The organism is Rhizobium sp. O111 (assembly GCF_055616315.1).
The window spans coordinates 1,778,622-1,790,254 of sequence record NZ_JBSHXL010000001.1 but is presented as its reverse complement, the minus strand read 5'-3'; the positions used below and the strand labels follow the sequence as shown (position 1 = coordinate 1,790,254).

General features: G+C 60.6%; 11 protein-coding genes. 4 read left to right on the top strand and 7 right to left on the bottom strand.

Annotated features, from left to right (window positions below):
* Nucleotides 1-18 precede the first annotated feature (18 nt).
* From mobB to moaA, 4 genes are all read right to left on the bottom strand, one after another.
* The gene (gene mobB / locus ACVTFQ_RS09075) at nt 19-540 is read right to left on the bottom strand and encodes a molybdopterin-guanine dinucleotide biosynthesis protein B (protein ID WP_111563508.1); all 522 of its coding nucleotides are present in this window, start codon (nt 538-540) and stop codon (nt 19-21) included.
* Nucleotides 537-1,190 carry a molybdenum cofactor guanylyltransferase MobA gene (gene mobA / locus ACVTFQ_RS09070; RefSeq protein ID WP_111563509.1) on the bottom strand — a complete coding sequence of 218 codons (654 nt, stop codon included), beginning with the start codon at nt 1,188-1,190 and terminating at the stop codon, nt 537-539. Before mobA ends, mobB begins: the two co-directional genes overlap by 4 nt.
* On the bottom strand, nt 1,190-2,098 hold the full coding sequence (locus ACVTFQ_RS09065; RefSeq protein WP_111563510.1) for a DMT family transporter: 909 nt from the start codon (nt 2,096-2,098) through the stop codon (nt 1,190-1,192). The genes mobA and ACVTFQ_RS09065 overlap by 1 nt, the downstream gene beginning before the upstream one ends.
* A gap of 133 nt (nt 2,099-2,231) precedes the next feature.
* Nucleotides 2,232-3,218 (bottom strand): GTP 3',8-cyclase MoaA, encoded by a 987-nt coding sequence (gene moaA, locus ACVTFQ_RS09060; protein ID WP_470423973.1) that lies wholly within the window; start codon nt 3,216-3,218, stop codon nt 2,232-2,234.
* A gap of 193 nt (nt 3,219-3,411) precedes the next feature.
* Here moaA and ACVTFQ_RS09055 point away from each other — a divergent pair, with 193 nt between their 5' ends.
* Both ACVTFQ_RS09055 and ACVTFQ_RS09050 read left to right on the top strand, forming a co-directional pair.
* Complete coding sequence (locus ACVTFQ_RS09055; RefSeq protein ID WP_047512266.1) at nt 3,412-3,786, top strand: gamma-butyrobetaine hydroxylase family protein; 375 nt, start codon at nt 3,412-3,414, stop codon at nt 3,784-3,786.
* A gap of 99 nt (nt 3,787-3,885) precedes the next feature.
* The gene (locus ACVTFQ_RS09050) at nt 3,886-4,497 is read left to right on the top strand and encodes a pyridoxamine 5'-phosphate oxidase family protein (RefSeq protein WP_112437399.1); all 612 of its coding nucleotides are present in this window, start codon (nt 3,886-3,888) and stop codon (nt 4,495-4,497) included.
* Between the two features lie 31 nt (nt 4,498-4,528).
* On the opposite strand, the gene ACVTFQ_RS09045 is transcribed toward ACVTFQ_RS09050, so the two are convergent.
* Nucleotides 4,529-5,596: a GGDEF domain-containing protein gene (locus ACVTFQ_RS09045; RefSeq protein WP_112437400.1), complete on the bottom strand. Its 1,068-nt coding sequence runs from the start codon at nt 5,594-5,596 to the stop codon at nt 4,529-4,531.
* 351 nt (nt 5,597-5,947) lie between these two features.
* Here ACVTFQ_RS09045 and ACVTFQ_RS09040 point away from each other — a divergent pair, with 351 nt between their 5' ends.
* Entirely contained in the window at nt 5,948-6,163 is a 216-nt protein-coding gene (locus ACVTFQ_RS09040) for a hypothetical protein (RefSeq protein WP_112437401.1), read from the top strand.
* Between the two features lie 4 nt (nt 6,164-6,167).
* On the opposite strand, the gene ACVTFQ_RS09035 is transcribed toward ACVTFQ_RS09040, so the two are convergent.
* Entirely contained in the window at nt 6,168-7,790 is a 1,623-nt protein-coding gene (locus ACVTFQ_RS09035) for a fumarate hydratase (RefSeq protein WP_409527976.1), read from the bottom strand.
* 155 nt (nt 7,791-7,945) lie between these two features.
* On the bottom strand, nt 7,946-9,337 hold the full coding sequence (gene fumC, locus ACVTFQ_RS09030) for a class II fumarate hydratase (protein WP_111563621.1): 1,392 nt from the start codon (nt 9,335-9,337) through the stop codon (nt 7,946-7,948).
* Nucleotides 9,338-9,741: 404 nt separating this feature from the next.
* On the opposite strand from fumC, the gene ACVTFQ_RS09025 reads away from it, so the two are divergent.
* Nucleotides 9,742-11,613 (top strand): L,D-transpeptidase family protein, encoded by a 1,872-nt coding sequence (locus ACVTFQ_RS09025; RefSeq protein WP_111563516.1) that lies wholly within the window; start codon nt 9,742-9,744, stop codon nt 11,611-11,613.
* The last annotated feature ends 20 nt before the right edge of the window (nt 11,614-11,633 follow it).

Below are 11,633 nucleotides of genomic sequence, written 5' to 3'. Positions count from 1 at the left end.
TTCCTGTTTCAGATGCGCTTATTTCAGCGGCGGAAGAGCGACGGTTGCCGCGATGAAATCGGCGATGGCAAGCGTGTCGTCGAGGTTGAAGACGGGCAGCGTGGTGTCAGCGACCGGATGATCGGCAGCGATGGCGACAATGTGGGGATCGCCTGACGCCAGCGGTTCGCGGTTTGCTGATTCCAGCCGACGGGCCTCGATCTTCGGGATCGGCTCGCGCTTGTAGCCTTCGATGAGGACGAGATCGCAGGGCGCGATGCGGGCGAGGATCTCCTCGAATGTCGGTTCGGCGGCGCCGCGCAGCTCGTGCATGATGGCGTAGCGTGTGCCGGAGACGATCGTCACCTCGTGCGCGCCCGCCTGGCGGTGGCGGTAGCTATCGGCGCCGACCTTGTCGATGTCGAAATCATGGTGGGCATGCTTGATCGTGGAGATGCGATAGCCCCGGCGGGTGAACTCTTCGACGAGGCGAACCGCAAGCCCTGTTTTGCCGGAGTTCTTCCAGCCGGAAATGCCGAAGATCTTTGGCCGCTCGCTCATGTCAGTACCTTCATCCAGCGTTCGGCCTCGGCGAGGTCGTCGGGTGTGTTGACGTTGAAGAACGGGTCGAGGAGGCTTGCCCGCGTTGGGCGCAGCGGGAAGGCAACTTCCGTAACGTCATGCCGTAACAGGAAGTCGCGAACACGGCGTTTTTCATCGGTTGCGATCCAGCTTTCTAGGTCGTCGGCAAGCGCTACCGGCCAGAGGCCGAAGACGGGATGGCTGCGGCCCTCGGAGGTGGCGATGGCGATCTTCATGGGGGTGTCGATGGCGGCCGCCAGCCAGTCGATGAGATCGTGCGGGAAGAATGGGCTGTCGACGGAGACGGTCGCGACATGGGTGACGGCAGGCAAGCTTGCGCCATGCGCCATGGCGGCGTGGATGCCGGCCATCGGGCCGGCCTTGCCGGGGATGATATCGGGAATGAATGGGCGGTTGCAGCGATCTGGTGCGGCGTCGGCATTGACGGCAACAGAGAGGACCTGCGGCGACAGCTGCTCGATGACGCGATCAAGCAGCGTGCGGCCCGACAGCGTGACGCCTGCCTTGTCGCGGCCCATGCGCGAGGAGCGCCCGCCCGCGAGCACGACGCCTGGAATGTTGGATCGGTCGAGCGCGAAGCTGCTCGTGGGGATTGGTGCGGTGGCCATCAGACCGGTACTCTCGGTTCGGATTCCTGTGCGACCGGCGCGCCGCGGCGCTTGGCCTCACGATAGAAGGTGTAGAGCCCGGAGGCGATGACGATCGCAGCGCCGATCACGGTCCAGCTGTCGGGGACTTCGAAGAAGAAGAGCCAGCCGAGCAGCGCCGAGAAGATGAGGCTGGTGTAACGCAGCGGTGCGACGAAGGAGATTTCGCCTGTGCGCATCGCGGCGATGATGCATTGATAGCCGACCAGCACCGTGATCGCAGCCACTGCGATATGCGAGAAGGACGTGGCGGTGACAGGCTTCCAGCCGCCGAGAACGGGCGTCAGCAGCGCGCCGAATACGGTAACCGCCATCGCGGTGATGACCGTTATCATCAGCGAGGGGATTTCGGGATCGATCTTGCGGGTGGCTAGGTCGCGACCGGCGGTGACGAGCACGCTTGCGATGCAAAGGAGGGCTGCAGCCGTAAAACCATCGGCATCAGGACGGACGATGATCATGACGCCGATCAGGCCGGCGAAGATCGCCAGCATCCGCCGCCAGCCCACCGGTTCGCCGAAGAACAGGACCGCGCCGAAGGTGACCACTAGAGGTAGCGACTGGAGAATGGCGGATGCATTGGCAAGCGGCATCATGCCAAGCGCGGTGATATAGGTCGCGGCGGCTAGAATTTCGCAGATGACGCGGGTGGCGACCATGGGCTGCAGCAGTATGCGCCAGGAACGAAGCGCGCCCATGTGGCGGGCGATCAGCCAGACCAGCGCGCTGGTTATGACGCCGCGCATGCACATGATCTGGCCTGCGTTCATTTCCGTTATGACCGATTTCGACAGCGCATCGCCCGCAGAAAAGAAGGCCATCGCGATCGTCATGTAGATCGCACCCTGAGTATTGCTTGACCGCGGCATAAGGCGATTCCGATTCCATCCCGCGCTCTTGTAGAGCGAGAGCGGGACGATTGGAATCGAATGCTGGACACAGCCGTCATAATTCGATTGCGCAGTGCACAATGACGCTGCTCAACCTATCGCGCGCAGAAGGTCACCCGCCGGTGACGCTCATGTGGCGGCTAACGGCGGGGCGGTTATGGGTGCGGTCGATGATGAAGTCGTGACCCTTGGGCTTGCGGGAGATCGCCTCGTCGATCGCGGCGTAGAGCAAGCCGTCGTCTTCGGTGGCGCGCACGGCTGAGCGCAGATCGGCGGCGTCGTTCTGGCCGAGGCACATATAGAGCGTGCCGGTGCAGGTGAGGCGCACGCGGTTGCAGCTCTCGCAGAAATTATGGGTCATCGGGGTGATGAAGCCCATGCGGCCGCCGGTTTCCTCGACGGTGACGTAGCGGGCAGGGCCGCCCGTGCGGTAGCCGATTTCGCTCATGGTGAATTGCTTCTCGAGATCGGCGCGCAGCTTGGAGAGCGGCAGATAGCGATCGGTGCGGTCTTCCTCGATCTCGCCCATCGGCATGGTTTCGATGACGGTCAGATCCATGCCGCGACCATGGGCGAAGCGGATCATCTCGGGCATCTCGAGGTCGTTGAAATCCTTGAGCGCGACGGCGTTGAGCTTGATGTGAAGGCCAGCCTTCTGGGCGGCGTCGATGCCTTCCATCACCTTGTGGAAGTCGCCCCAGCGGGTGATCTCGCGAAACTTGTCGGGGTTGAGCGTATCCAGCGACACGTTGATGCGGCGAACACCGCAATCATAGAGCTCGTCGGCATAGCGCGCGAGCTGCGAGCCGTTGGTGGTCAGCGTCAGCTCGTCGAGACCGGAGCCGATCTGCTGGCCGAGTTGGCGCACGAGATGCATGATGTTCTTGCGCACCAGCGGCTCGCCGCCGGTCAGTCTCAGCTTGCGAACGCCCTTGGCGATAAAGGCGGAACAGAGCCTGTTCAGCTCCTCCAGCGTCAGAAGATCCTTCTTCGGCAGGAAGTTCATGTTCTCGGCCATGCAATAGGTACAGCGAAAATCGCAGCGATCGGTCACCGAGACGCGCAGATAGGTGACGGCCCGCTGAAACGGGTCGATCATGGGTTTCGCATCGGCCACGAGGGGCGCGGCGTTGGCGATTGTTCCAACCTTGCTGTTCACTACAGTCTCCAATCTTCCGACAATGTGCGTACTGTGCACCGCAACGTCAAGCAAGAGGCCACTCGCTTACAATAAATTGAACTTGCCTCGCACAGGCGCATTGCCTACTCCTCAAAACGAAGAGGAGCAGCATATGAGCGACATCTGGCCGACGGAGCTGAAGGTATCGAAAGACCGGCAACATCTGGTCATCACCTTCAATAATGGTGAGAGTTTCACGCTCAGCGCAGAAATGCTGCGTGTCCTGTCGCCGTCGGCGGAAGTGCAGGGCCACGGGCCGGGTCAGAAGGTCACGGTGCCCGGCAAGCGCAACGTCGCGATCATCTCGATGACGCCCACAGGCAATTATGCCGTCAGGATCGGTTTCGACGACATGCACGACACCGGTATCTTCACATGGTCGTATCTGCGCGAGCTCGGCGAGCGCGGCGAAGAGCTTTTCGCGGTCTACGAGAACGAGTTGCGGGAGAAGGGCATGAACCGCGACACATCGGAAAAGCCGCGCTGAGCGCGACCGCGCGTCTACCCCCAAACGAGATGGCGCATGTCACGCCAGCGTCATTTTAGGCGGCTAATTACTGCGGAGAAACAACGCGATGGAACGGCCATGAAAATCATCGAGACCGTCGAAGAACTCACCGCCATCTATGGCGGCGGCTTGTCGGAAGCTTCCGTGGCGAAGGTGACGAAATACCTGACACCGCTTTACCGGCAGATGATCGAGGCTTCGCCGTTCGTTGCGCTGGCAACCGTCGGTCCAGAGGGGCTGGACTGTTCTCCGCGCGGTGACCTCGGTGGCGTCGTGCGCGTCATCGACGACAAGACGCTGCAGATGCCTGACTGGCGCGGTAACAACCGCGTCGATTCGCTGTCGAACATCGTGCGCGATCCCAGGCTCGCCTTGATGTTCCTCATTCCGGGGTCGAATACCACGATGCGGATCAATGGACGCGGTGTCGTTTCCAACGACGAGGCGCTGCTGTCCTCCTTCGAGATGGACCGCAAGCATCCGCGCACTGTTATCGTGGTGACGATCGACGAGGTCTATTTCCAGTGCGCGCGGGCGCTGATCCGCTCCGAGCTCTGGAATCCCGACAAGTTCGTTGATCCGAAAGGCCTTCCAACGCCAGGCCTGATGCTGAAGGCGGCGACGGAAGCGTTTGATCACGAGACCTATGATCGCGAATGGGCCGCCCGCGCGGCCAGGACGATGTGGTAGCGATCGATATCGGGCCGCGGTGCGTCGCGGCTCAAGCCTTGTAGATCAGCCAGCTCTTGGTGAATTCCTTCTGCATGCCGTCCTCGAAGAGGATGCTGCAGTTGCGGCCGGCGTTCTTGGCGCCGTAGAGCGCAACGTCGGTCTTGTGATAGAGCTCACCTGCATCCTCGGCACTCGATGCCATGCAGATGCCGACCGATACCGTAACCGGTCCGTAGTTGATCCGCGTGCGGGAGTTCTTGAACGGCGTTGCTTCAAGCGTGCGGCGAATGCGCTCGGCGACGGCCATGACTTCGTCGGCCGTGTTGCCCTCGATGATCAGCGCGAATTCCTCACCGCCGGTGCGGGCGACAAAGACATCACGGCGCACGTTGGCGCGGATGACGGAGGCGACAGTCGCGAGAATCTTGTCGCCGACAGGGTGGCCGTAGGTGTCGTTGATCTTCTTGAAGTTATCGATGTCGGCAAGGACAAGCGCGGTGATCGGGCGCATGGACGGGTTGTTGAAGACGGCGGCCAACCGGTCGTCGAAGGCGCGGCGGTTGGAGAGCCGGGTCAGCGAATCCGTATTGGCGATGCGCTTGTATTCGTCGAGCTCCTTGCGGACCTGATCCATTTCATTGGAACGCTGGACGACGTTTTCAACCGTACGCTCGCCGTGCGCCATGGTGTTTCCGGTCGCCTCGGTCAGAAGATGCAGGGCATTCTGAATGAGGTCGGCGCTGGATGTGTTCTTCGAGGTGATGCGGTTGTAGGTCTCGCCGAGCAGCCTGTTGTAGCTTTCGAGCGATGTCTGCTCCTGGCGCAGAACGCGCAGCACCGATTCTAGTTCGGCGGCGATGCGGGTGTGTGCGTCATCGAAGACGCGGCCGGCGCCGTGGCTGAAGTGCTGGCTGCCCAGCGCATCCAGTTCTTCCTGCGTCGCCAGATTGCCAAGAGCCGCGAGATCTCGGGTCAGCGCCGGGTTCGAGCCGATATAGGCCTCGTAAAAGAGTTCGTAATTCCGCGGAATGGGCGCGACACCCATGGAGCGCATCGCAAAAGTGATCTGGCTCGCCACATCGGGGACCTGCGTCTTTGGCGCCACAGCCGTCGTCATTCGGCCACTCCTTTGGTACATCTCAAAAGTCTTCTCTTATTTCTTAAGCTACAATTGTTTTGAAATGATTAAGGTTGGATATACCAGAGATTACATGTGAATTTTATTCTGGTTTCCGGATCTGTTCTTATCTATATGATTTTTTTATCGGAATTCACGCGACGTCGGATGGGGGCTGCGCGTTCTGATGGTATGTTTCTTTAAATTAACTGGGCGAGATATTCGCCGTGCTTGGCGTCGTCAATAATTCATTGACAATCGGTTGCTGATCTCGGCTCTTTTGTGAACGACAATAAGGTGGCAACTTACGCTTCAAGGCACCGTAGCGGTGTCAAGAGAAAGCAACAGGCCATGCAAACGTCCCACAACTCGCCTCCAGCCGTGCTCGCTGCCGCTGTTATTGCCGGATCTCTTTTTCTGATCCAGCAACAAGGCTTCTTTCATGGTGCATTTACTCCGGAAATACTGGCAAGCGTCAATGCCGAAGATGTGCTTGTCGCGAGTGATTACATCGCGACAAGCAAAAGCGACGTGGCTGGCGGCCGCGTGGCCGCAACTGCCCACTGAAAAATCAGCCGAGGTTGAATTCCTGGAAGAAGTCGTTGCCCTTGTCGTCGGTGACGATAAAGGCGGGGAAGTCCTCGACCTCGATCTTCCAGACCGCTTCCATGCCGAGTTCCGGATATTCCAGCACCTCGACCTTGCGGATGCAATCCTGCGCCAGGCGGGCGGCCGGGCCGCCGATGGAGCCGAGATAGAAGCCGCCATGGGTCTTGCAGGCCTCGCGCACCGCGCGCGAACGGTTGCCCTTGGCGAGCATGATCATCGAGCCGCCGAAAGACTGGAACTGATCGACATATGAGTCCATGCGGCCGGCCGTGGTCGGGCCGAAGGAGCCTGAGGCGTAACCGGCAGGGGTCTTCGCCGGGCCAGCATAATAGACTGGGTGGTTCTTCATGTAGTCGGGCATGCCTTCGCCCTTTTCCAGGCGCTCGCGGATCTTCGAATGCGCGAGGTCACGGGCGACGATGATCGTACCTGTCAGCGACAGGCGTGTCTTCACCGGATGCTTGCTGAGTTCGGCAAGTATATCGGCCATCGGCTGGTTGAGGTCGATCTTGACCATCGATTCCGACAGCTTCGCCTCGTCGATTTCAGGCATGTACTTGGACGGATCGGTTTCCAGCTGCTCGACGAAGATGCCCTCGCGGGTGATCTTGCCCTTTGCCTGGCGGTCGGCGGAACAGGAAACGCCGAGGCCGATCGGCAGCGAGGCGCCATGGCGGGGCAGGCGGATAACGCGGACGTCATGACAGAAATACTTGCCGCCGAACTGCGCGCCGACGCCCATCTGCTGCGTCAGCTTATGGATTTCCTTTTCCATTTCGACGTCGCGGAAGGCGTGGCCGCTTTCCGAACCCTCGGTCGGGAGATCGTCGAGATAGCGCGTCGAGGCGAGCTTGACGGTCTTGAGGTTCATCTCGGCCGAAGTGCCGCCGATGACGATCGCCAGATGGTAGGGAGGACAGGCTGCCGTACCCAGCGTGAGGATCTTCTCCTTAAGGAAGTCGATCATCCGGTCGTGGGTGAGCAACGAAGGCGTGCCCTGATAAAGGAAGGTCTTGTTGGCCGAGCCGCCGCCCTTGGCGACGAAGAGGAAATTATATTCGTCCGTACCTTCCTCGTAGATGTCGATCTGGGCCGGCAGGTTGTTCTTGGTGTTCTTCTCCTCGAACATCTTGATCGGCGCCAGCTGCGAGTAGCGCAGGTTCTTCTTCTCGTAGGCGTCCATCACGCCCTTGGCCAGCGCCGAATAGTCCTCGCCCTCGGTCCAGACGCGGCGGCCCTTCTTGCCCATGATGATCGCAGTGCCTGTGTCCTGGCACATGGGCAGGATGCCGCCGGCGGCGATGTTGGCGTTTTTCAGGAGGTCGTAGGCGACGAAGCGGTCGTTGTCGGTTGCCTCGGGATCGTCGAGGATCGAGGCGAGCTGCTTCAGGTGGCCGGGGCGAAGCAAGTGGTTGATGTCGGCAAAGGCGGTCTCGGCTAGCAGACGGATGCCCTCGGGCTCGACGGTCAGGATATCCTGGCCCTTGAAGCTGTCGACAGAGACATGGTCGCTGCTGATCTTGCGGTACTGGGTGGAGTCTTTGCCGAGGGGGAAGAGATCGTCAGCCATCGAATGACCTTTCATGCGGGCCGGAATGGAAATCGCAGACGGTCTATGCGGGCGATGTGCGAATTGCAATCATTCTAAAACCTTCGAAAAACGGTCAAGAATGCACGAAAAAACACCGCCACGGAGGCCGTGGCGGTGTTTGGTGGTCCATCGATGATCCGGGATGGCGCTTACTTTGGGCCGATCATTGTTTCTGGGCGGACATACTGGTCGAACTCTTCGTTCGTCAGGTAGCCGCCGCCGACGGCTTCCTCGCGCAGCGTCGTGCCGTTCTTGTGGGCGGTCTTGGCGATCTTGGCGCAGATGTCGTAGCCGAGGCGGCCGTTCAGCGCTGTCACCAGCATCAGAGAGTTCTCGACGCCCTTCTTGATATTGTCTTCACGGGCTTCGATGCCGACGACGCAATTGTCGGTGAAGGAAACAGCGGCGTCGCCGAGCAGTTGTACCGACTGCAGGAAGTTATAGGCCATCATCGGGTTATAAACGTTGAGCTCGAAGTGGCCCTGGCTGCCGGCGAAGGTGAGCGCGGCGTTGTTGCCGAAGACGTGGGCGCAGACCTGGGTCAGCGCTTCCGACTGCGTCGGGTTGACCTTGCCGGGCATGATCGAGGAGCCGGGCTCGTTTTCCGGCAGCGACAGTTCGCCAAGGCCGGCGCGTGGGCCGGAACCGAGGAAGCGGATGTCGTTGGCGATCTTGAAGAGGGCCGCGGCGGCCGCATTGATAGCGCCATGGGCGAAGACCATCGAGTCATGCGAAGCCAGCGCCTCGAACTTGTTCGGCGCGGTGACGAAGGGCAGGGCGGTGATGGTGGAGATCTCTTCCGCGACCTTCTCCGCGAATCCGATCGGCGCGTTGAGGCCGGTACCGACGGCGGTGCCGCCCTGGGCGAGCTTGGAGAGTGCCGGCAGCGTCAGTTCGATATTGGCGATCGCGGAGGCAACCTGCGCGGAATAGCCGGAGAATTCCTGGCCGAGCGTCAGCGGCGTCGCGTCCTGCGTATGGGTGCGGCCGATCTTGATGATGTGGCTGAACTCGGTGACCTTCATGTCGAGCGCGGCATGCAGGTGCTTCAGGCCCGGCAGCAGGTGGTGGACGATCTGCTCGACGCAGGCGATGTGCATGGCCGTCGGATAGGTGTCGTTCGACGACTGGCTCATGTTGACGTGGTCGTTCGGGTGCACGGGCTTCTTCGAGCCCATGGTGCCGCCGAGCATTTCGATCGCGCGGTTGGAGATCACCTCGTTGGCGTTCATGTTCGACTGCGTGCCGGAGCCGGTCTGCCAGACGACCAGCGGGAAGTGGTCGTTGAGCTTGCCGTCGATCACTTCCTGGGCGGCGTCGATGATGGCGTTGCCGACTGCCGGTTCCAGCTTGCCGAGCGCCATGTTGGCGCGGGCGGCGGCCTGCTTGACGATGCCCAGCGCGCGCACGATCGACAGCGGCTGCTTCTCCCAACCGATCTTGAAATTGCCGAGCGAGCGTTGCGCCTGTGCGCCCCAATACTTGTCGCTTTGTACTTCAATCTCGCCGAAAGTATCGGTTTCGATACGGGTGGAAGTCATGGCCATGCCTTTCTTTCGCGTGAGCGGCTGCGGAGATGCCGTCTTATAGGTCTCAAGCCAACTTAAGAAAACAGCGGGGATCAAAAAAATATGAGCCGAGAAGTCATATTAGCGACTGCGCTATACGTGGTTTTTTGGCCACGTCTTATTTTTTATCCAACAACGTCTTTTGGGGGACTGTGTGAGCAAGCGAAAATAAAGTAAAAAATTAACCAATAATTTCATAATTTTGTGTGAACTGCCGGGAGGCGGCGGGTTTGCTACGTTACGGAAGAGTGAGTTCTTCGAGGCTGGCGGTGGCGTCCCGTTTCTGCCATGTCACCTGACAGCGACGGGTGGTTGAGAGTTTTGAGCTGGGCGATGCCCATGACCGAAGACAGCATGAGACTGGGACTGGAAAAAGCATGACATTCTTCTTGAAAGGTGCGGTTTCCGCACTGGCACTTTCCTGCGGCATGGCCGCTATGGGTGTCGCACCCGCGCATGCCTATACGCTGATGGACATGATCCGAGGTGATCGTGCCCGCACCCAGAGCACCATCATCAATCCGGCTCCCGAAGTGCTGCCGCCGCAGGCCAATACCAGCGCGCCGCTGCCCAAGGTGTCCGCACCGCGTTACTACACCTACAAGGTGGATCCGATGCGGCTTGTCGATACCGGCAAATTCACCGATCCGGTTGTCACCGGCGCGGTCGCTGCCGTCGGTACGCCGAGCGATGCCACGCCGTCGGTACAACGCCGCTATCTGATCGATGCCAAGGTCCGCGCCCCTGTCGAAGTCGCCAAGGCGCTTGAGACTTACTACGGCGACACCAAGAACGAACTGGTCTGGCTGACAGGCACCGAGGTCAACGATCGCGCCAAGGCAGCGATGGCGTTCCTCGCCAATGCCGGCTCCGTCGGTCTCGACCCGGCCGACTATGCCGTCGAGGTTCCCGCTGTCGATCCGGCCAATCCCGATCCTGCCATGCGCGACCGCGCGTTGACGCAGTTCGAGCTGGCGCTGTCGGCCAAGGTTCTGGCCTACGTGCAGGATACGATCCGTGGCCGCGTCGACCCGAACAAGCTTTCCGGTTATCACGACTTCGCCCGCAAGACGGTCAATCTCGATCCTGTGCTGAAGCTGGCGCGGATGAGCCCCGACGTCGGCGCCTATCTCTCGAGCCGCACGCCGAATGGTCCGCAGTTCGCAGCATTGCAGGCCGAGCTTGCCAAGCTGAAGGGCGAGGGCAATGGCGAGCAGCCGATCAAGATCGAACTCAGCGGCGTTCTCCATCCCGGCGAAACCTCTTCGGAAATCCCGAACATCGTCAAGGCGATCGACAAGCACGGCTCGGCCGCGCTGAAGAGCGAGAACGCCGCGACGCTGGCAGCCTACACCGGCGGTATCGATTACTCGCCCGAGATCGTGACGCTGGTCGAAGCTTTCCAGAAGGAACATGGCCTGAAGCCTGACGGCATCGTCGGCCAGGCGACCGTTCGCACGATGACTGGCGGCGACAGCAACAGCTCGAAGATCGAGAAGGTTGTTGTGGCGATGGAACAGGCCCGCTGGCTGCCGGCCGATCTCGGCTCGCGCTACGTGTTCATCAACCAGCCGGCCTTCATGGTCTACTACCACAACGACAACAAGGAACAGTTGTCGATGCGCGTGGTGATCGGCCAGCCGTCGCACCAGACGTTCTTCTTCCAGGACCAGATCCAGACGGTCGAATTCAACCCGTTCTGGGGCGTGCCGCAGTCGATCATCATCAACGAGATGCTGCCGAAGCTGCGCTCCGACCCGAACTATCTCGACCGCATGGGCTATGAAGTCGCCGTTGGCGGCCGCGCCGTGCCGTCTTCGAGCGTCGACTGGTACGGTTCGACGGCGAACGTCTCCGTGCGCCAGCCGCCGAGCGGTGACAATGCGCTTGGCGAACTGAAGATCCTGTTCCCGAACGCACATGCGATCTACATGCACGACACGCCTTCGAAGAGCTTCTTCAAGCGTGACATGCGTGCACTGAGCCACGGTTGCGTCCGTCTCGCAGATCCGCGCGCGATGGCGGCTGCCGTTCTGAACACCACCGTCGACAAGATCGGCCAGGAGATCGCGACCGGCAAGAACCACGCGGTGCAGGTGCCGCAGAAGTTCCCCGTCTACATCGCCTACTTCACGGCCTGGCCGGACAAGAACGGCGTCGTCCAGTATTTCAACGACGTCTACGACCGCGACACCTACGTGCAGAAGGCCTTCGACGCCACGACCAAGGCACGCGGCGCCCAAATCTGATTTTAGACGCCGCGCGGCCC